The sequence below is a fragment of the Microbacterium lacus genome, from assembly GCF_039531105.1.
GTDB classification, from domain to species: Bacteria; Actinomycetota; Actinomycetes; order Actinomycetales; family Microbacteriaceae; genus Microbacterium; species Microbacterium lacus.
In genome coordinates, this window is the sequence record NZ_BAAAPK010000003.1 from 1 (window position 1) to 19,468 (window position 19,468).

17 protein-coding genes and 1 pseudogene are annotated in these 19,468 nt (G+C 70.4%); 10 read left to right on the forward strand and 8 right to left on the reverse strand.

Translation table 11 applies throughout. The features are described from left to right. From ABD197_RS16270 to ABD197_RS16280, 3 genes and pseudogenes are all read right to left on the reverse strand, one after another. A pseudogene (locus ABD197_RS16270) lies at positions 1 to 289 on the reverse strand (sugar phosphate isomerase/epimerase); the annotation flags it as partial. A gap of 31 nt (positions 290 to 320) precedes the next feature. Beyond that, positions 321 to 1,478, reverse strand: a complete 1,158-nt coding sequence (locus ABD197_RS16275) for a Gfo/Idh/MocA family protein (RefSeq protein WP_344056089.1) — start codon at positions 1,476 to 1,478, stop codon at positions 321 to 323. Between the two features lie 97 nt (positions 1,479 to 1,575). Then, complete coding sequence (locus tag ABD197_RS16280; RefSeq protein WP_344056033.1) at positions 1,576 to 2,628, reverse strand: substrate-binding domain-containing protein; 1,053 nt, start codon at positions 2,626 to 2,628, stop codon at positions 1,576 to 1,578. A 294-nt stretch (positions 2,629 to 2,922) separates the two neighbouring features. Between ABD197_RS16280 and ABD197_RS16285 the strand changes: the two genes are divergently transcribed. From ABD197_RS16285 to ABD197_RS16315, 7 genes are all read left to right on the forward strand, one after another. After that, positions 2,923 to 4,398, forward strand: a complete 1,476-nt coding sequence (locus ABD197_RS16285) for a sugar ABC transporter ATP-binding protein (RefSeq protein ID WP_344056090.1) — start codon at positions 2,923 to 2,925, stop codon at positions 4,396 to 4,398. Beyond that, a complete protein-coding gene (locus tag ABD197_RS16290; protein WP_344056034.1) occupies positions 4,395 to 5,447 on the forward strand; it encodes an ABC transporter permease in 1,053 nt (350 codons plus the stop codon). Before ABD197_RS16285 ends, ABD197_RS16290 begins: the two co-directional genes overlap by 4 nt. A gap of 108 nt (positions 5,448 to 5,555) precedes the next feature. After that, positions 5,556 to 6,734 carry an ROK family transcriptional regulator gene (locus ABD197_RS16295; protein ID WP_344056035.1) on the forward strand — a complete coding sequence of 393 codons (1,179 nt, stop codon included), beginning with the start codon at positions 5,556 to 5,558 and terminating at the stop codon, positions 6,732 to 6,734. 40 nt (positions 6,735 to 6,774) lie between these two features. Further along, positions 6,775 to 7,824 carry a lipoate-protein ligase LplAB gene (lplAB, locus tag ABD197_RS16300; RefSeq protein WP_344056036.1) on the forward strand — a complete coding sequence of 350 codons (1,050 nt, stop codon included), beginning with the start codon at positions 6,775 to 6,777 and terminating at the stop codon, positions 7,822 to 7,824. Further along, a complete protein-coding gene (locus ABD197_RS16305) occupies positions 7,803 to 8,678 on the forward strand; it encodes a DNA-methyltransferase (protein ID WP_344056038.1) in 876 nt (291 codons plus the stop codon). The genes lplAB and ABD197_RS16305 overlap by 22 nt, the downstream gene beginning before the upstream one ends. Before the next feature lie 33 nt (positions 8,679 to 8,711). Beyond that, positions 8,712 to 9,698, forward strand: a complete 987-nt coding sequence (locus ABD197_RS16310; protein WP_344056039.1) for a TIGR03560 family F420-dependent LLM class oxidoreductase — start codon at positions 8,712 to 8,714, stop codon at positions 9,696 to 9,698. Positions 9,699 to 9,871: 173 nt separating this feature from the next. Continuing rightward, complete coding sequence (locus tag ABD197_RS16315) at positions 9,872 to 10,825, forward strand: type IV toxin-antitoxin system AbiEi family antitoxin domain-containing protein (RefSeq protein ID WP_344056040.1); 954 nt, start codon at positions 9,872 to 9,874, stop codon at positions 10,823 to 10,825. 94 nt (positions 10,826 to 10,919) lie between these two features. Here the strand turns inward: ABD197_RS16315 and ABD197_RS16320 are convergent, their stop codons facing one another. Together ABD197_RS16320 and ABD197_RS16325 are read right to left on the reverse strand one after the other, a co-directional pair. Then, positions 10,920 to 12,395 carry a carboxylesterase/lipase family protein gene (locus ABD197_RS16320; RefSeq protein ID WP_344056041.1) on the reverse strand — a complete coding sequence of 492 codons (1,476 nt, stop codon included), beginning with the start codon at positions 12,393 to 12,395 and terminating at the stop codon, positions 10,920 to 10,922. After that, positions 12,395 to 12,742 (reverse strand): DUF2834 domain-containing protein, encoded by a 348-nt coding sequence (locus tag ABD197_RS16325; protein WP_344056042.1) that lies wholly within the window; start codon positions 12,740 to 12,742, stop codon positions 12,395 to 12,397. The genes ABD197_RS16320 and ABD197_RS16325 overlap by 1 nt, the downstream gene beginning before the upstream one ends. Positions 12,743 to 12,830: 88 nt before the next feature. Here ABD197_RS16325 and ABD197_RS16330 point away from each other — a divergent pair, with 88 nt between their 5' ends. After that, on the forward strand, positions 12,831 to 13,673 hold the full coding sequence (locus ABD197_RS16330) for a TspO/MBR family protein (RefSeq protein WP_344056043.1): 843 nt from the start codon (positions 12,831 to 12,833) through the stop codon (positions 13,671 to 13,673). 106 nt (positions 13,674 to 13,779) lie between these two features. On the opposite strand, the gene ABD197_RS16335 is transcribed toward ABD197_RS16330, so the two are convergent. The 3 genes from ABD197_RS16335 to galT all read right to left on the reverse strand — a co-directional run bounded on the left by ABD197_RS16335 (position 13,780) and on the right by galT (position 17,085). Further along, positions 13,780 to 14,616: an alpha/beta fold hydrolase gene (locus ABD197_RS16335; protein ID WP_344056044.1), complete on the reverse strand. Its 837-nt coding sequence runs from the start codon at positions 14,614 to 14,616 to the stop codon at positions 13,780 to 13,782. Between the two features lie 121 nt (positions 14,617 to 14,737). After that, positions 14,738 to 15,919 (reverse strand): galactokinase, encoded by a 1,182-nt coding sequence (gene galK / locus ABD197_RS16340; RefSeq protein ID WP_344056045.1) that lies wholly within the window; start codon positions 15,917 to 15,919, stop codon positions 14,738 to 14,740. Beyond that, positions 15,916 to 17,085 (reverse strand): galactose-1-phosphate uridylyltransferase, encoded by a 1,170-nt coding sequence (galT, locus tag ABD197_RS16345; protein ID WP_344056046.1) that lies wholly within the window; start codon positions 17,083 to 17,085, stop codon positions 15,916 to 15,918. Before galT ends, galK begins: the two co-directional genes overlap by 4 nt. Positions 17,086 to 17,190: 105 nt before the next feature. Between galT and ABD197_RS16350 the strand changes: the two genes are divergently transcribed. Then, positions 17,191 to 18,159, forward strand: coding sequence for a LacI family DNA-binding transcriptional regulator (locus tag ABD197_RS16350; protein ID WP_344056091.1), 969 nt, complete (start codon positions 17,191 to 17,193; stop codon positions 18,157 to 18,159). Beyond that, the gene (locus ABD197_RS16355) at positions 18,156 to 19,277 is read left to right on the forward strand and encodes a glycerate kinase (RefSeq protein ID WP_344056047.1); all 1,122 of its coding nucleotides are present in this window, start codon (positions 18,156 to 18,158) and stop codon (positions 19,275 to 19,277) included. The genes ABD197_RS16350 and ABD197_RS16355 overlap by 4 nt, the downstream gene beginning before the upstream one ends. Positions 19,278 to 19,468 lie beyond the last annotated feature (191 nt).

Consider the following 19,468-nt stretch of genomic DNA (forward strand, 5'->3'; position numbering starts at 1 on the left):
CCCAGACACGGTCGGACAGGATGTCGCGGTGCCGCTCGTCGATCGGGTCGTCGCACACCGCCTGGCCGGTCAGGTGGTTCGAGATCGCGTAGACCTTCAGGCCGTTGCGCTCGAGGATGTCGAGCCGCGACTGCACGTACTCGGCGTCGTCCCAGCGCGACACGTCGAGGTGATCGCCCCAGCAGGCGATCTCGAGGCCGTCATAGCCCCACTCGCCGGCGAGCCGGGCGACTTCCTCGAACGGCAGATCGGCCCACTGGCCGGTGAACAGGGTGATCGGACGAGACATCCGTTTTCCTCTCGGTCGGCGCCGTCGGCGCTCAGTCTGTGGAGATCCAGGCGCTGCCCGCTGCCGAGCTCCGCTCGACGGCATCCAGCACCCGCTGCACGTGCAGGCCGTCGGCGAAGGACGGCTCGGGCTGGGTGCCGTCGGCGATCGCTGTCACGAGGTCCACGGCCTGGTGGCTGAACCCGTGCTCGTAACCGAGCATGTGACCGGCGGGCCACCACGGTGCGAGGTAGGGGTGGTCGTGTTCGGTGACGTAGATCGTGCGGAAGCCCTGCTCGTTCGCGGGAAGCGTCGCGTCGTAGAAGGAGAGCTCGTTCAGCCGCTCCAGGTCGAACGCCACCGCACCGAGCGAGCCCGAGACCTCCACGCGCAGGGCGTTTTTGCGGCCGGTCGCGAAGCGGGTCGCCTCGAAGGAACCGAGGGGCGCGTACGCCCCCTCGGCAGCGGCGTAGCGACCCGAGACGAGCGCGACGTCATCGACCGTGACGATTCCACGCTCAGTCGACGCGGTGCCCGAAAGGCCGACACCGTCGGCCAGCAGCGGGCGCTCCGCCACGATTGTGTCCACGACCCCCGAGACGCTCGCAAGGCGAAGGCCGGTGATGTATTCGGAGAGGTCGATCGCGTGCGCCCCGATGTCGCCGAGGGCGCCGGAACCGGCGCGTTCCTTGTCCAGGCGCCACGTCATCGGTCCCTCGGCGTCGCGCAGCCAGTCCTGACGGTACGACGCCCGCACCTGACGGATCTCGCCGATGCGCCCAGCGGCGACGAGGTCGCGGGCGAGGGTGGCCGCCGGGACGCGACGATACGTGAACCCGACCATCGAGCGCACTCCCCGCTCGGCGGCCCGGGCGGCGGCATCCGCCATCGCCTCGGCCTCTTCGACCGTGTTCGCGAGGGGCTTCTCGACCAGCACGTGCTTGCCGGCCTCCAGGGCCGCGATCGCGATCTCGGCATGCGAATCACCGGGCGTGACGATGTCGACGATGTCGATGTCCTCGCGCGTGATCACCTCGCGCCAATCCGTGGCCGACTCCGCCCAGCCCCACTTCTCCGCGGCGGCGGCCACCGCGTCCGCGTTGCGGCCGACCACCACCGCCATCTCCACCGCTTCGGGCAGATCGAAGAATCGCGGGGCGACCCGCCAGCCCTGCGAATGGGCGGCGCCCATGAAACCGTGGCCGATCATCGCGATGCGCAGAGTCATCGTCGCTCCGTTTCTCCAGAGACAGGTCGGGGGCGCCCTGCGGTGGACGCCCCCGACGTGCGTGCTTCGTGCGGTCGGGTCAGGACTCGAAGGCCAGCCCGATGTACTGGTCGACGTTCTCCTTGGTGACCACGGGTGCATCCAGCACGATGCGGTTGGCCACACCCGGTGTGATGAGGTCGCTCATCGTCTTGCCCTGAGCGATCAGTCGCGCCAGCGCGATGCCGTCGGCAGCCTGCGTCGACGGGTAGATGATGGTCGCCTTCAGGACGCTGTCGTCCGCCTCGATGGCCTCCATCGCGTTGAGCGATCCGGCGCCGCCGACCATGATGAACTCGTCGCGCCCCGCCGCGGTGATCGCCGCGAGCACGCCGATGCCCTGATCGTCGTCGTGGTTCCACAGTGCGTCGATCTGCGGGTTCGCCGACAGCAGCTGCGAGGCCGCGGCCTCACCGCCCTGCACGGTGAAGTCCGCCGCGACACGGGGGCCCACCTCGAGTCCGCAGTCACTGAGGGCGTCCGCGAAGCCCGCCGAGCGGTCCTGCGTGAGGGGCAGCGAATCGATGCCCGCGATCTCGGCGACGACGGCGTCGGGGTTGTCGCCCACCTGCGCGCAGATGTACGTTCCGGCGCTCACGCCCATGCCGTAGTTGTCGCCGAGCACGGTCGCGCGGGCCGCGAACGGGCTGGAGAACTCGCGGTCGACGTTGATGACCGGGATGCCGGCCTCCATCGCCTTGATCGCGACCTCGGTCAGCGCGGCGCCGTCGCTGGGAAGCAGCACGATCGCGTCGACGCCGTCGTTGATGAAGGTCTCCACCGCGGCGATCTGGGCGTTCACGTCGTTCGTGCCCTCTGCGAGCTGCAGCTCGACGTCGGGGAAGCTCTCGGCGGCGGCGATCGCGCCGGAGTTGATGGCACCGAGCCAGCCGTGGTCGGCGGCGGGGCCGGAGAAGCCGATGACGACGGTGTCGCCGGATGCGGCGTTCTCCTCCGAGTTCGTGCCCTGATCGACGACGTCCTCTTCGCCTTCGGGGCTGCCGGCGGTGCATCCGGCCATGAGGGCGATCGCGGCGATCGCCGCGATGCCCGCACCGACCACGCGGTGGCGCGCGGAGCGTGTGAAATGCATGTATTCCTCCTTGAATGTGAATGCAGATCGGCGCGGAGTCGAGACCGCGTGAACCGGCCGCCCCAGGACTGATCGTGATCAACGTAACAGAACGCGACGAAACTGCAAGAGGTTTTGCCTGCCAGTCAACAAAAGTTCCTACGACGTTGCAATCGGCGGAAAATCAGGGCTTGCGTCGCGCCGCACCTTGTGCCGATTTCCTTCAAGTGCCCCTCCCGTGCGGCGCGACGAGCATGTTATGGTCCACCTGTGATCAAAGGTGACCATGGTTCGGCGTTACTCGATGTCCGCGGAATCACGAAGAGCTTCGCGGGCGTGCAGGCGCTGCGCGGCGTCGACCTCGATGTCCGCGCCGGCGAGGTCCACTGCGTGCTGGGACAGAACGGAGCGGGCAAGTCGACGCTGATCAAGACGCTCGCCGGCGTCCATCGACCCGACGAGGGCACGATCACCTGGGCGGGCGAACCGGTCGAGATCACCACGCCGGATGCCGCCCTCGACCTCGGCATCGCGACGATGTACCAGGAGCTCGACGTCGTCGACGGCCTCACGATCGCGGAGAACATCTTCCTCGGTCATGAACTCGCCCGCGGCGGCTTCACCAAGCGATCGGAGGCCGCCCGACGCACGAGGGACCTCCTTCGCCGCCTCGGGCACGAGAACCTCTCACCGCACACCGAAGTCGGGAGCCTCAGCGCCGCCAACAAGCAGATCGTGAGCATGGCGCGTGCCCTCTCGCACGACATCAAGCTCATGATCATGGACGAGCCGTCTGCCGTGCTGGACACGGAAGAGGTGAAGAACCTCTTCCACGTCGTGCGCGAGCTCACGTCCGAAGGCATCGCCGTCGTCTACATCACCCACCGCTTGGAGGAGATCCGCCAGATCGGCGACCGTATCACCGTCCTCAAGGACGGGCGGTCGATGGCGTCGGGCATCCCCGTCTCCGGCACGCCGACCAGCGATCTGATCCGGCTGATGACCGGGCGCGCCGTCGAGAACGTCTTCCCACCGGCCGTCCCAGTGCCCGCCGACGCCCCGGTGGTCCTGGAGGTGGACCGGCTCGGACTCGACGGCGTCTTCTCGGATGTGTCGTTCACCGTCCGCGCCGGCGAGATCGTCGGGCTCGCCGGCCTGGTCGGATCGGGTCGCTCCGAGATCATGGAGACGATCTACGGGGCACGCAAGGCGACGGCCGGCACCGTCAGCGTCGCCGGCAAGACGCTGCGACGGGGCTCCGTGGTCTCGGCGGTCGGCGCGGGGATCGGCCTGTCGCCTGAGGAGCGCAAGAGTCAGGGCCTGGTCCTGGACGAACCGATCTACGTCAATGTGACGCTCTCCTCGATGTCCGGCTTCGCCAGAGCCGGCTTCCTCGATGAACGGGCCGAGCGCCGTGTCGCGACCGAGCAGATCGAGGCGCTCGAGTTGCGACCCGCCGACCCCGATCGTCCGGCGCGGACACTCAGCGGCGGCAACCAGCAGAAGATCCTGCTCGCCCGCTGGCTCGTGCACGGGACGCGCGTCCTCCTGCTGGATGAACCCACCCGAGGAGTGGACGTCGGCGCGCGCGCCGAGATCTACGCGCTCATCCGGCGGCTCTCGGCTGCGGGGAACGCCGTCGTGATCGTCTCCAGCGAGATCGAGGAGGTGCTCGGCCTGGCCGATGCCGTCCTCGTGATCTCCGACGGGCGCGTCCTGCAGAGTCTTCCCGCCGCACAGATCGACGAGCACGGCGTGCTCGACCTCGTCATGAAAGGAACCGCCGCGTGAGCGAGTCAGTCACCACCGGAGACCTGGTCGGTCCGCCCTCCTCCGCCGCCCCGCCGCCCGGCCGCAGGGGTGAGAGGACCGGACTGCAGAAGATCATGTCCGGATCCGTCGGTCGCAACCTCGGTCTCGTGGTCGCGCTGCTCCTGCTCGTGATCGTGGGGGCGATCACGGCGGGTGAGAACTTCACGACCCTCAGCAACGCGCTCGTGATCCTTCGCCAGGCGTCGATCATCGGGGTCATCAGCATCGGGATGACCCTCGTGATCACCGCGGGGGGCATCGACCTGTCCGTGGGCTCCGTGATGGGACTGGCCTCGATCGCGGCCACGCTCGCGGCGATCCAGGACCTGGCGGATCAGACCCACTGGGTCGTGATGATCGTGATCGCCCTCGCCGTCGGCCTGGGCGCCGGCCTCATCAACGGCGTCGTGATCGCCTACGGCAACGTCGTCGCATTCATGGCGACGCTCGCGATGCTGGTCGCCGCACGAGGTCTCGCCGAGATCCTCGCCGAGCGGCGCACTCTGGTCGTGGAGGACCGCGGGTTCGTGAGCTTCATGAACTCCGATCTGCTGGGTGTCGACATCCTCATCTGGATCTTCGCGATCGTCGCGGCCCTCGGCTGGGTGATCCTCAACCGGACGACCTTCGGACGTCGCACGGTGGCGATCGGCGGCAACCGAGAGGCCGCGCGACTGGCGGGCATCGACGTCAAACGGCACACGATGTGGCTGTACGCCCTCGCCGGACTCAGCGCCGGCATCGCCGCGGTGATGATCCTCGGGCGGACGACGGCCGGGAGCTCGACGCACGGCACGCTGTACGAACTCGACGCGATCGCCGCCGTCGTCGTCGGCGGCACGCTCCTGGTCGGCGGCCGAGGCACGATCACGGGCACCGTCTTCGGTGTCCTCATCTTCGCCACGCTGACCAACGTGTTCGTGCAGAACAACCTCTCCTCCTCGGTGCAGGCCGTCGCCAAGGGTGTGATCATCGTGATCGCGGTGCTCCTCCAGCAGCGGTTCGCCAAGCCGGGCGGCCGCTCATGACGCGGAAGGATCGCGACATCATCGGAGTGTGTATCCTCACCTCCAGGCTGACGGCATAACCGGAGGACGATCCGGCCCGCGCGGCCGGTGAGCGAGCGGAACTGGGCAATGAGTGTGGAGACCTCTCCCGCCGGGGCGGGTGCGACCGAGCTGTTCCAGCTCCTTCGCGACGGCATCCCGCGCACGCGTGCCCAACTTGTCGAGTCGACCGGTCTTGCGCGCTCGACGGTGGCGATGCGGGTGGATGAGCTGCTGCGGATGGGGCTCGTCACCCCGGTCGCCGGCGCGGAGTCGACGGGCGGCCGGCCGCCTTCGCGTTTCGCGCTCAATCCCGCGGCGCGCGTCGTGATCGCTGCCGACATCGGCGCCTCGCATGCCACCGTGGCGATCACCGACCTGAGCGCCGCCGTTCTCGCCGAGCGCAGCAGCCCGCTGAGCATCGCACTCGGTCCCGAGCGCGTCCTCACCTGGATCCTGGAGACCGCGTTCGACCTCCTGCGGGAAGCGGGCCGGGAGCGCACCGAGGTCGTCTCGATCGGCATCGGCGTTCCGGGCCCTGTGGAGTTCTCCACCGGGCGCCCCATCAATCCGCCCATCATGCCCGGATGGGACCGTTTCGACGTCCCGGCGTGGATGCGCGCGCATCTGGACGCGAAGGTCCTCGTCGACAACGACGTGAACGTCATGGCGCTCGGCGAGAGGGCCACGGGCTGGGCGAGCACGGAGCACCTCATCTTCGTGAAGGTCGCCACCGGCATCGGCGCAGGTGTGATCTCGGCTGGACAGCTGCTGCGCGGGGCTCAGGGTGTCGCGGGCGACATCGGCCACGTGCGTGTCGCGCGCGGCAGCGACGTGCCGTGCACCTGCGGCAATCAGGGCTGCCTGGAGGCGCTCGCTTCGGGGCCCGCGATCGCCCGGGCGCTGCGCGCGCACGGCGTCGAAGCCGCCTCGGCGGACGATGTGGTGGACCTGGTCAAAGGCGGCAACCTCGAGGCGATCCAGGCCGTCCGGCAGGCAGGCCGAGACATCGGTGAGGTGCTCACGGCGTGCGTGAGCATCATGAACCCGTCCGTGATCGCGATCGGCGGATCGATGGCGCGGGTCGGCGAGCACCTGATCGCCGGCGTACGCGAAGTGGTCTACACGCGCTCCACCCCCCTGGCGACCGGGCATCTCTCGATCGTCCAGTCCACGGCCGCCGGCACAGCCGGCGTGCGGGGGGCGAGCATGCTCGCGATCGAGCACGCCCTCTCTCCGGAGGCCCTGCAGGCCCTGGTCGGCGTCTGACCGGCATCCGTTCGTCGGCCACGCGCCTAGGCTGAGTGCCATGCACGGCGAATACAAGGTGCCCGGGGGAAAGCTGGTCGTCGTCGACCTCGAAGAGCGCGACGGGCGGATCGCGGAGTTCCATCTCGCCGGCGACTTCTTCCTCGAGCCGGACAGCGCGCTGGATGACATCGACGCGGCCGTCAACGGGCTTCCCGTCGAAGCGGATGCCGCCACGATCGCCGCCGCCGTGCGCAGCGCGCTGCCCGAGGGTGCGCAGCTGCTCGGGTTCACCCCTGAGGCCGTCGGCACCGCGGTGCGCCGCGCGCTCGTCGTCGCGCCCGGGTGGGGGGACTTCGACTGGGAGGTCGTGCACGATCGGCCCGTCTCGCCCCGCATGAACCTCGCCCTGGACGAAGTGCTGACGACCCGAGTGGGGGACGGTCGCCGCCGGCCCACGCTGCGGCTCTGGGAGTGGGACGAGTCCGCCGTCGTGATCGGCTCGTTCCAGTCGTACCGCAACGAGGTCGACCCGGAGGGCGCGGCCAAGCACGGCTTCGACGTCGTCCGGCGGATCTCGGGCGGCGGGGCGATGATGATGGGCGCGAACTCGATCGTCACGTACTCGCTCTACGTGCCCGCCTCCCTCGTGTCGGGCATGACGTTCGCCGACTCGTACGCGTTCCTGGACGACTGGGTGCTGCAGGCGCTGCGCTCGCTCGGCGTCGAGGCGACCTACCAGCCGCTGAACGACATCGCCTCGCCACAGGGGAAGATCGGCGGGGCGGCGCAGAAGCGCCTCGCGAACGGCGGGGTCCTGCACCATGCGACGCTCTCGTACGACATGGACGGTCAGGTCATGACCGAAGTGCTGCGGATCGGCCGCGAGAAGCTGAGCGACAAGGGCACCGTGTCCGCGGCCAAACGGGTCGACCCGCTACGGCGTCAGACGGGCCTGCCGCGCGAAGCCATCATCGAGCGGTTCATCCAGACCTTCTCGACGCTGTACGGGGCCGTCCCCGGATCGATCACGGACGAGGAGTACGCCGAGGCCGAAGCGCTGGTCGCGTCGAAGTTCGCGACCGACCCGTGGCTGCACCGCGTGCCGTGACGGAGGCCGCACGCGGGGCCGTCACGATCCACCACGGCGACAACCTGTCCGTCGCCTCCGCGCTCGAGGCCGGCTCGTTCACCCTGATCTACCTGGATCCGCCGTTCAACACCGGTCGCGTGCAGGGCAAGGCGCTCGAGACCGCGCGTACCGCGACCGTCGCCGCGGCATCCGGCTCGCTGCGTCGTGGATTCCACGGGCGTGAGTACGAGCGCCTGCGCGGCGACCTGCGCACGTACGACGACCGCTTCGACGACTACTGGGGCTTCCTCGAACCGCGGCTGCTCGAGGCGTGGCGGCTGCTCGCCGACGACGGCACCCTGTACGTGCATCTGGACTACCGCGAGGCGCACTACGCGAAAGTGCTGATGGACGCGCTGTTCGGACGCGAGCGGTTCCTCAACGAGCTCATCTGGGCATACGACTACGGCGCGAAGAGCCGTCGGCGCTGGCCCACGAAGCACGACACGATCCTGGTGTACGTGAAGGATCCCGACGGGTACTGGTTCGACTCCGAGCAGGTGGACCGCGAGCCGTACATGGCACCCGGACTCGTGACGGCCGAGAAGGCGGCGCGCGGCAAGCTCCCGACCGATGTGTGGTGGCACACGATCGTGCCGACGACGGGCCGCGAGAAGACCGGGTACCCGACGCAGAAACCCGAAGGAATTTTGCGGCGGATCGTGCAGGCCTCCAGCCGGCCCGGCGATCGGGTCCTCGACCTCTTCGCCGGGAGCGGCACGACCGGCGCGGTCGCGGCGGCGCTCGGCCGCGATGCCGTGCTCGTCGACGCGAATCCCGAGGCGATCGCGATCATGCGGGAAAGGATCCCGGATGCCGTCGTGATCGGCTGACCTTTGCGGCGGGTCCGACCCTAGGCTGGGACGATGCGATTCGGAACCTTCATCCCCCAAGGCTGGCGACTCGATCTGGTCGACATCGATCCCGCGGAGCAGTGGTCCGTCATGAACGGGCTCGCTCAGCGAGCGGATGCCGGACCCTGGGAATCGCTCTGGGTCTACGACCACTTCCACACCGTGCCGCTGCCGACGGAGGAGGCCACGCACGAAGCGTGGACTCTGATGTCCGCCTTCGCGGCCTCGACCGAGCGCATCCGGCTCGGCCAGATGTGCACCTCGATGGGCTACCGCAACCCCGCCTACCTCGCGAAGGTCGCCGCGACCGTCGACCTCATCTCAGCCGGGCGCGCAGAGATGGGCATCGGCGGCGGCTGGTACGAGCACGAGTGGCGCGCGTACGGCTACGGCTTCCCGGCGATCAAGGAGCGGCTCGGACGCCTCCGCGAAGGCGTGGAGATCATGCACCAGGCCTGGACCACCGGCACCGCGACCCTCGACGGCACGTACTACCAGGTCGACGGCGCGATCGTCCGGCCTCTGCCGCTGCAGGAGAGCGGCATCCCGCTGTGGATCGCCGGAGGCGGCGAGAAGGTGACCCTCAAGATCGCCGCGCAGTACGCCTCGTACACGAACTTCGCCGGCTCGGTCGAGGAGTTCGACCACAAGAGCGGGATCCTCCGCGGACACTGCGAGAACCTCGGACGCGACTTCGGTGCGATCACCCGGTCGTCGAACTTCAACACGATCGTGGGGGCGACCGAGGCCGAGGCCGCCGATCGCCTCGCCGCCGTGATCGCGCGGCTGCGTCCGCACGTCGGAGACGAGCGCGCCGCGGCGATCGAGGCGGATTACACGTCCTCGCCCGGATTCGGCACTCCCGAGCAGGTCGCCGAGCGGCTCGCCGAGCGGGCCGCGCACGGCCTCGGCTATGCGATCCACTACTTCCCCGAGGCGGCGTACGACCAGAGCGGAATGGAGCTCTTCGAGCGCGAGGTCATCCCCGCGCTGAGCTGATCCGCCGCCGCCGCCGACGTCCCTCGGGCGCAGGTGTGAAAGCGCGGGGCGAAACCGTTCGATCGGCACGTCTGCGCCGGGTTCGGTGCCGGTTTCGCCCCGGGCTTTCACAAAGTGGCGCGATGCGGTGTGCCCGGGGCGTGCAGGAGAGACGGACGCCGGCGGCGTGCGGGGTGATCGACTCCTCCCCAACGAGCCGGGAGCACTCCGAGTCCACAGATCTGCCGACCGTCCACTCCGACTCGCGTGTGTTCGTGGACCGTGTCTGGATGCGCGAGGCCACCCCGATTCCGACCTTCTTCCGCCGTTCGGACCTGCGAGCCCAGGGCTGGACCGATCGAGCGCTCGGCGCGGCGGTCGCCGCCGGGCGGATCCTCCGCCCGCGGCCCGGCGCATATCTGCCGCCGGGTACGCCGACCGAAGTGGTCGACGCCATGGCGCTCGGTGGTCTCCTCACCTGCACCTCCGCGCTCGCGCACCACGGCGTCTTCGTGCTCGACGCCTCGACGCTGCATGTACACCTGCACACCCGCCGTCCGTCGTCGTCCGCGCCGACCCGAACGCTTCGTCGCCACTGGGGGAGGCTGCACCGCGCGCCGCACCCCCGCTCGACTGTGGTCGAGCCGCTGGATGCGCTCGTGTGCGCGATGCGCTGTCAGACCCCGCGTGCGGCGCTGGCGACCCTCGACTCCGCCCTCCACCGTGGCGTCCTGCGTCCGGACGAGCTCGACGAACTGTTCCGTCTGCTTCCTCGGCGCCACCGAGTCCTTCGCAGGCTGGTCGACGCCCGCGCAGAGTCGGGTCCCGAGACACTGGTCCGCCTCCTTCTGCGCTCGCTCGGAGCGTCTTTCGACCTGCAGGTCGTCATTGCCGGGGTCGGGCGTGTCGACTTCGTCGTAGACGGATGGCTGATCATTGAGTGCGACAGCGAGGAGTTCCATTCCAGCTGGGATGCCCAGCGCCGAGATCGTCGCCGCGACCAGGTTGCGGCCGCGCTCGGCTATTCCACCTTCCGACCCATCGCGGAGGACATCCTCTGGCATCCCGGCCTCGTGCGAGCCGCCATCCACGGCCTTCTGCTGTCCCGCCGCGGCACCGCCGGGCGCGTTCGCGCCGGGGTGGTGTGAAACCCCGGGGAGATTCCGCACCCGCACCCGCTCGAGACGACCATGCAGTGCGAAATCGCCCCGGCGTTTCACGCGAAGCGTCCCAAAGGGCGGGTCAGACCAGCGCGCGGACGCTCGCGTAGCCGTCCGCGATCACGTCCGGACGCGAGGGGTCGCCGCCGAACACGCGCGTGGTTCCGGATGCCGCAGACCACGCCGGCCAGCCCGGGTCGGCATCCCTCACGAAGGCCGCGGCGGCACCGTGCAGGGCTGCGGCGAGCGCGCGCGACGGATCATCGCCGGCGAGGGCCGGTACGGCTTCGGCGTCGAGGCAGTCGAACCAGAACGGCACATCCAGGCAGTGGCAGGCCCACCCGATCGTCGGGGAGGTCCAGGAGAACCGGTACACCCACGTGCGCTCACCGCCGCGCGCCTCCGCGGTCCGCGCGACGACCGAGCGGAACACCACGTCGCTCACGTAGCGCCCGAGGACGGCCGCCGTCCCCTTGCGGCGCTGCGCGGCGTTCGCAGCGAGGTACGCCTTGCGTGCGCGCGCGTCGACGTTGAGCCGGCCGAGTGCGAGCGAGGCGGGGATGAGGCGAAGCAGATTCTTCGCGCCGTCGGTCACCATGGTGAATTCGTCGTCGGTGGCGCCGACCACCAGGGGGATGTCCGCGCCGACGCCGGCGTGCAGCGAGTCGATCGTCGGCCGGGTGATGAGGTCGCCGTCGATCATCGGACCCCAGGTCAAGCCGTCCTCGAGCAGCGCGTGCACGAACGCGAGGCGATCGGTGGACGCGGGGCGTCCCGCCCGTTCCTGCAGTCCCGTGAGGGTGGCCTCGTCGACCGAGGCGAATCCCTCTCGCGTCGCCGGGACGCCGGCGAGGTTCGCGAGCTTGGCCGCCAGGGTCCGTGCCCGTTCGCCGGGCACATCGCCGAGCGCGGGCGAGAGCGCCCACGCCGCATGGAACAGCCCCTGCGCGGCCGGCATCCCGAGCAGGGTCAGCACGGCGCCGCCGCCGGCGGACTGACCCGCGATCGTGACCCGCGAGGGGTCTCCGCCGAACGCGGCGACGTTCGTCTGCACCCATTCGAGCGCGGCGAGCCAGTCGCGCACGCCCCGGTTGCTCGGCGCGCCCGCGATGTGGCCGAAGCCGTCGAAGCCGAGCCGGTATGAGATCGTGACGGTGACGACGCCGTCGCGGTTGAACGCGGCGCCGTCGTACCAGGGGCTCGCCGGCGACCCCTCCGTGAACCCGCCTCCGTGGATATAGACGAGCACCGGGAGGTCGGCATCCGCTCGCCCCGGCGCGGGGGTGAACACGTTGACGTTGAGAGTCGACTCGCCGGCGACCGCCGGCTCGGGGATCAGGGTCTTCTCGCCCGGCTTCTCTCGCTTGGCCGTGGCGCCGTACGCCACGGCGTCGCGGACGCCGTCCCAGGGCTCGGGCGGCACGGGCGCCGCGAAGCGCAGGTCGCCGACGGGAGCCTGGGCGAACGGGATTCCGAGGAAGGCGGCGGAGTCGCCGCGCCAGAACCCGCGGACCTCACCCGGCGTGATGCGGACGACGGGATCGGGATGCTGCGTCATCAGGCCACCGTATCCGCCGCCCGCCCGGCGGTCAGGTGGCGCTGGCGCATCGCGAGGAAGAGCGGAAACGTGAAGGCGAACGCGGTGAGCCCGGATGCCACGACGTACAGCCAGCCGAACCGCATGCCGATGCGGCGGGCCTCCACGATGATGAAGACGCTTCCGGCGATCGCGACGACCATCAGGTCGACCGAGATCGACGAGACGGCGGGGCCGCTCGAGACGAGGTCGCCGATGAAATCGACCATCTGCACGATCGCGATGACGTTGAACGTCCACGTGCCGATGAGGCCGGCGACGGCGAGGAGCAGGTAGATCACGGCGAGCGGTGTCCAGTGACGGGTCATGGCGCCATGATGCCAGTCCCGGGCGCGCCCACGGCCGCCGCGTGTCAACCCCGCCCCATCGGGTCCGCGGGGCCGTACCGTGGAGAGCGTGACGAACACTTCGCGTACCTCAGGAACGGATGCCGCGGCAAAGCCGACCGGCAAGGACATCGCCCGTCAGATCGCGGTGATCTCGGCGCTGGGCTTCACCCTGGTCACCGTGCTCGTCGGCGTCGGGGGCCTCGGCGGCACCGAGGTGGAGAATACGCAGGGCGGACAGCTGTCGGCGCAGGGCTCGTTCCTGGCTCCCGCGACGCCCGCGTTCAGCATCTGGTCGGTGATCTACACCGGCCTGATCGCCTACGTGATCTGGCAGGCCCTGCCGAGCCAGCGGGCGTCGGAGAGGCAGCGGGCGATCGGCTGGTGGATCGCGCTCACGATCGTCCTCAACGGCTTGTGGCTGGTCGCCTCTCAGTTCCTCACGATCGAGTGGACCGTGATCATCATCGTCCTCCTCGCGATCGCGCTGTCGATCACGTTCCGCATCTCCGTGAAGACCCGCGTGCCTCGCGGCGGCTTCCTGGACGCGCTCCTGATCGACGGCGTCACCGGTTTGCACCTGGGCTGGGTGACGCTGGCCACCGTCGCGAACATCGCGGCCTGGCTCACCGGCATCGTGCCGGAATCGTGGGCCGATTCGGCATCCGTCATCGGCGTGGTCGTGCTGATCGCCGTGCTGCTGATCGGACTCGGGATCTCGTGGCGCAGCGGCTGGCGCGTCGCCCCCGCGCTGGCGCTCGGCTGGGGCCTGTCCTGGCTCGCGGTGGGGCGCCTGGAGGGTGACCCGCAGAACCAGGCGATCGGCGTGACCGCGATCATCGTCGCCGTCATCATCGTGCTGGTCCCCGTGGTCGTCGCGGGCCTGCGATTGCTGCGCCCCGAGCGCGACTGACCCGGTCCTGCGTTCACTGAGACGACAACTGCACGTCGAAACGGTGGGGTAAACCCACAGTGTCGACGTGCAGATGTCGTCTCACGGGGACCGACGGTCGGCGAGCTCAGGTCGCCAGGAAAGCCAGGAGCGCCTCGTTCACCTCGTCGGCGTGGGTCCAGAGCATGCCGTGCGGGGCGCCCTCGATCTCGACGTAGGTCGCGTCGGGCAGCAGGTCCTTGAACCGACGTGCGGTCGCGTCGATCGGCAGGATCCGATCCGCCGTCCCGTGCACGATCAGCGCCGGCACGTCGACCTTCTCGATGTCGGCGCGGAAATCGGTCGGCCAGGTGAGGGGGGCGGCGGCGATCGCCGAATTGCCCGCCCGGTTCGCGGTCTGGATGCTGGCGTCGACGGCTTCCTGCGAGATGCGGGATCCGAGGTTGTCGTCGAGGTTGTAGAAGTCGGCGAAGAACCCGGTGAGGAACGCGTACCGGTCATCGCGGACGGATGCCGCGGTGTCGTCGAAGAACTCCTGAGGGGCCGCGCCGTCCGGATTCTCGTCGGTCTTCAGCAGGTAGGGCTCGAGGGATCCGAGGAACACCGCCTTGCGCACCCGCTCGTTCCCATAGCGCGTGAAGTAGCGCGCCACTTCGCCGGTCCCCATCGAGAAGCCGACGAGGGTCGCCTTCTCCAGGTCGAGCGTGTGCATGAGTGCGCCGAGATCGTCGGCGAACGTGTCGTAGTCCGATCCGGCCAGGGTCTTGCTCGACCCGCCGAACCCTCGCCGGTCGTACGTGATGACGCGGTAGCCCGCCTCGAGGAGCGCAGCCTCCTGCTTGCTCCAGGACGCCCCGTCCAGCGGGAATCCGTGGATCAGGACGACCGTCTGCCCCTTGCCGTGATCGGTGTAGTGGAGCCTGATGTCGGCCGAGTTCTCGACTCCGACGGTGATGTAGGCCATGCGTTCATCCCCTCTTGCCGAGGTTGCCCGGTCGCGGGCGGCGAAGTGCCCCGGCGCTGTGTCCGACGGTACGGGCCCGCCGGTTCGCCGGACCAGGGGTTGCGGTCGCTCCGCGGACCCGTTAGGACTCCCGGCCCGCGCCGGCTGAGGGGACGACGGTGAAGACCGTGGGTGCGGTGAAGCCGGATGCCGAGAATGCGGCGATTGCGGCATCCCGCACATCGTCCACACGGTCTCGATCCACGAGCGCGATCGCGGCGCCGCCGAACCCGCCCCCGGTCATGCGCGCGCCGATCGCGCCCGCCGACATCGCCGCGTCCACGGCCGTATCGAGCTCGGGCACCGAGATCTCGAAGTCGTCGCGCATCGACGCATGGGAGGCGCGGAGCAGGTCGCCGATCGCGCGAGGGCCGTCGGTGCGGAGGGCGTGCACGGTGTCGAGCACACGCTGGTTCTCGGTCACGACGTGCCGGACGCGACGGAAGGTGACGTCGTCCATGAGCTGCTCGGCGCGGGGCAGATCCGTCACGGAGAGGTCGCGCAGCGCCTCGACGCCCATGATCGCCGCGCCGCGCTCGCACGCCGCCCGGCGCTCGCCGTACCCGCCGGTCGCGTGCGAGTGCTTCACGCCGGTGTCGATCACGACGAGCTGGAGTCCGGCATCCGCGAAGCCGAGGTCGACGATCTGCGTCTCGAGCGATCGGCAGTCCAGGAAGATCGCGGCGTCTTCGCGCCCGAGCATCGACGCCATCTGGTCCATGATCCCGGTGGGCGCCCCGACGGCCTCGTTCTCGGCCGTCCGGCCGATCCGGGCGAGGGCGACCGCGTCCTGCCCGAGGTTCCAGGTGTCGTTCAGCGCGGCGGCGGTGGCGCCCTCGATCGCGGCGGACGAGGACAGCCCCGCACCGATCGGCACGTCCGAGGCGATCGCGAGGTCGACGCCGGGCACGCTCTCGGGGTCGACGCCCGCAGCGCGTAGCAGCGCCCACGCTACGCCGAGCGCGTACGCCGCCCACTCCGGCACGTCCTCGCGACGGCCGGGGAAGAGCGCATCGAGCTCGGCGAGCGGCACGGTGACGGGCTCGGACGCGAACGTCGAGGCGACCCGGATGCCGGCATCCGGGCGTATGCCGAGAGCGACATGCGTCCGCTGCTGGATCGCGAAAGGCAGGACGAAGCCGTCGTTGTAGTCGGTGTGCTCGCCGATGAGGTTCACGCGGCCCGGCGCGGACCACGTGCCGATCGGTGCTTCTCCGGTCAGGCTCCGGAAGAGGGCGTCGGCGGCGTTCGCGGCATCGGTCACAGGGTCACCTCGGGGATGGAGTCGATCGCGGCGCGCAGTTTCGCGGCCGCGGCTTCGGGCGGGACGTCGCCGATCCAGGCGCCCATGGCGGCCTCGGACCCTGCGAGGAACTTGAGCTTGTCCGCGGCGCGGCGGGGCGAGGTGAGCTCCAGGCGCAGGCGCACCGTGTCGCGGCCGACCGCGACGGGGGCCTGGTGCCACGCGGCGATGTACGGAGTCGGCGTGTCGTACAGCGCGTCGACTCCACGAAGGAGCCGGAGGTAGAGCGGGGCGAGTTCGTCGCGCTCGGCATCCGTCGTCTCGGCGATGTCGGCGACCTGCCGGTGCGGCATGAGGTGGACCTCGAGCGGCCAGCGTGCGGCGAAGGGGACGAACGCGGTCCAGTGCTCGCCGCGCAGGAGCACGCGGTCGGAGTCCTGTTCGAACGCGAGGATGCGCTCGAACAGATCCGCGCCCTCGCGGTCGAGCTGGGCGAGCAGCCGCTGCGTGCGCGGCGTGACGTACGGATACGCATAGATCTGGCCGTGGGGATGGGGGAGGGTTACCCCGATCGCCTCGCCGCGGTTCTCGAAGGGGAACACCTGCTGAATGCCGGGCAGCGCCGCGAGGGCGGCGGTGCGGTCCGCCCAGGCCTCGATGACCGTGCGGGCGCGGGTGGGGCTCAGCGTGCCGAACGAGCCCTCGTGCTCCGGACTGAAGCACACGACCTCGCACCGGCCCACGCTCGTGCGCGTGCGGCCGAGGCCCGGCGCGTCGAGATCGTCGAGGCCGGTCGGCGGGTCGACCGCGGCGGGCGCGTCGCCATGAGCCTCGGCCAGGGCGGGCCCGAAGGACGGCGAGCGGTTCTCGAACACCGCGACGTCGTATCGCGAGGGGATCTCGGAGGGGTTGGTCGGCGTCTGCGGGGCGAGCGGGTCGAGCTCGGCGGGCGGCAGGAACGCGCGGTTCTGGCGGGCCGCGGCGACCGAGATCCAGTCGCCGGTCAGCACGTCACGACGCATGGTCGCGGTCTCTCCGCGCGGATCGAGCGTGCGAGTGTCGACGTTGCGCTCGGGGCCCAGCGTGGTGCCCGGGTCGTCGAAGTAGATCAGTTCGCGGCCGTCGGCCAGGCGGGTGGGCCGCTTCACGACGCCGGCGCCGAGGTGCTCTGTGCGAAACTCCGTCATGTTCACGTCAACACGGTAACAGAGAGGCCGTGATAACGTCAACACGGAACGGATCTGCGGAGTTCTGCACGGGGAGGGCGCATGACAGCCGAGAAGCGGGTCTCGATGCGCGACGTCGCCCTGCTCGCGGGGGTGTCGGGCCAGACGGTGTCGCGCGTCGTGAACGAGAGTCCGCGCGTCGACCCGGCGACCCGGCAGCGCGTCGAGTCGGCGATGGCCCGCCTCGGCTATCGCCCGCACCGCGCAGCCCGCGCCCTGCGCACCGGCCGCAGCCACACGATCGGCCTCGTGGTCTCGACGCTCGCCTCGGTGGGCAACTCGCGCATGCTGCAGGCCGTCGCGGATGCCGCCTCCCGTCGCGGCTACGCACTGACCGTCGTGACCGCCGCCGACGCCGACGCCCTCGGCGCCGCGTTCGACCACCTGCGCGACCAGGGCGTGGACGGCGCGATCGTGCTGAACGAGGCGACCGCCGCCGCCCGCGGCGCCGCGTCGCCGTCCGGGCTCCAGCTCGTGGTCGTCGACTCGCCCGACGACGACAGGTTCGGCGTCGTGCAATCCGATCACGACGCGGGTGCGCGCGCTGCGACCACCCACTTGCTCGACCTCGGACATCCCACGGTGTGGCACCTCGCCGGACCTGCGGACTCGTATGCCGCCGCCGAGCGTGAGCGCGGCTGGCGTGCCGCGCTGGAAGGCGCCGGGCTCGTCGTGCCGCCGGTCGTGCACGGTGACTGGACCTCGGCATCCGGCCATCGACAGGGCCGAACGCTCGCCGAGCGCCCCGATGTCTCGGCGGTCTTCGCGGCGAACGACCAGATGGCCCTCGGGCTCCTGCGGGCTCTGGCCGAAGCGGGCCGCGACGTGCCCGGCGACGTCTCGGTCGTGGGCTTCGACGACATCGCGGATGCCGCCGACTACCTGCCTCCGCTGACCACGGTGCGACAGGACTTCGATGCTCTCGGGGAGCGGGCGGTCGACGCGCTCATCGGCGAGATCGATGGCGATCCCGGCGTGCGCGAGACGGTGCCGACTCGACTCGTGGTGCGGGAGAGCACGGGGCCGGGGCGATGACCGTCGTGCTCGCCCCCGACAGCTTCAAGGGGTCGATCGCCGCCGCGGCGGCCGCGGCCGCGCTCGCCGAGGGGTGGCGCTCGGTCGATCCCGGCACCGCCATCGTGCCGCGTCCGATGGCCGACGGTGGCGAGGGGACGCTCGACGCGTTCGCCGCGGCGATCCCCGACGCCACCCGTGTGCCAGTGACCGTGACGGGTCCGCACGGGCGCCCGCTCGCCGCATCCTGGCTGCTGCTCCCGCCGACCGACGACGCGCCGCGCGGCACCGCCGTCGTCGAACTCGCGTCCACGTCCGGGATCGAGCTGCTCGGCTCGGCCCTGCTCCCGCTCGACGCGCACTCGCTCGGCTTCGGTCAGGCGATCGCCGCGGCGCTCGATCACGGCGTCTCGCGGCTCGTGCTGGGCATCGGCAGCAGCGCGTCCACCGACGGCGGCACGGGCGTGCTCACCGCCCTCGGCGCGCGATTCACGGATGCCGCCGGCCAGGCGATCCCGCTCGGCGCCCGCGGACTGGACGCCCTGGTCGCGGCCGATCTCACCGCACTGCGGGCTCTGCCCGGCGGCGGTGCCCTCGTCCTGAGCGATGTGACGAACCCGCTCCTGGGTGCGTTCGGCGCGGCCGCCGTGTTCGGACCCCAGAAGGGTCTCGGCCAGAGCGCGGTGATCCGGGCCGACGCGGGTCTGCGCCGGCTCGCGGAGCTCCTCCCCGCCGACCCCGACACCCCCGGAGCCGGAGCCGCGGGAGGCGTCGGCTTCGCCCTCCGCGCCTGGGGCGCTCGACTGGTGCCGGGTGCCGCCGAGGTCGCCGGACTCATCGGCCTGCCGGAGGCTCTGGCCGCGGCATCCGTCGTCGTGACCGGCGAGGGATCTTTCGACGGTCAGTCCGCCGCCGGAAAGGCTCCCACGCACGTCGGCGCGCTCGCCGCAGCCGCGGGTGTGCCGGTCGCCCTCGTCGCCGGCCGGATCACCGCGGATGCCGACACCTCGGCATTCGCGCACGCCGTGTCGCTCACCGAGCTGGCCGGCAGTGCCGATGCGGCGTTGGCCGACCCGGCGCGCTGGCTTCGTGGGGCGGGCGCGAGGCTCGCGGCGGGGGGATCTTCGCCGTCGGTGTGAGTCGGCTCGCCCGCCAGCCCGCGGATGCCGCGGAAACGTTCGGGGCCGTGCGATGTGCCGTTCGAACGCAATTACAACGTTAGAAGATTTTGCTTGACATCGCGCGGCGAGCTGGCACAGCATGGGGGTGATTGCAGATTACGACGTTGTAAATCCCCCTCGGCTTCTCCGGTTCGCACGTTTCTCTGCGG

Coding starts and splice junctions, on each gene's coding strand:
- ABD197_RS16275 (WP_344056089.1), bottom strand. CDS start 1,478: ATGATCGGCCACGGTTTCATGGGCGCCGCCCATTCGCAGGGCTGGCGG.
- ABD197_RS16280 (WP_344056033.1), bottom strand. CDS start 2,628: ATGCATTTCACACGCTCCGCGCGCCACCGCGTGGTCGGTGCGGGCATC.
- ABD197_RS16295 (WP_344056035.1), top strand. CDS start 5,556: ATGAGTGTGGAGACCTCTCCCGCCGGGGCGGGTGCGACCGAGCTGTTC.
- lplAB (WP_344056036.1), top strand. CDS start 6,775: ATGCACGGCGAATACAAGGTGCCCGGGGGAAAGCTGGTCGTCGTCGAC.
- ABD197_RS16310 (WP_344056039.1), top strand. CDS start 8,712: ATGCGATTCGGAACCTTCATCCCCCAAGGCTGGCGACTCGATCTGGTC.
- ABD197_RS16320 (WP_344056041.1), bottom strand. CDS start 12,395: ATGACGCAGCATCCCGATCCCGTCGTCCGCATCACGCCGGGTGAGGTC.
- ABD197_RS16325 (WP_344056042.1), bottom strand. CDS start 12,742: ATGACCCGTCACTGGACACCGCTCGCCGTGATCTACCTGCTCCTCGCC.
- ABD197_RS16335 (WP_344056044.1), bottom strand. CDS start 14,616: ATGGCCTACATCACCGTCGGAGTCGAGAACTCGGCCGACATCAGGCTC.
- galT (WP_344056046.1), bottom strand. CDS start 17,085: ATGACGGAGTTTCGCACAGAGCACCTCGGCGCCGGCGTCGTGAAGCGG.
- ABD197_RS16350 (WP_344056091.1), top strand. CDS start 17,191: ATGCGCGACGTCGCCCTGCTCGCGGGGGTGTCGGGCCAGACGGTGTCG.
- ABD197_RS16355 (WP_344056047.1), top strand. CDS start 18,156: ATGACCGTCGTGCTCGCCCCCGACAGCTTCAAGGGGTCGATCGCCGCC.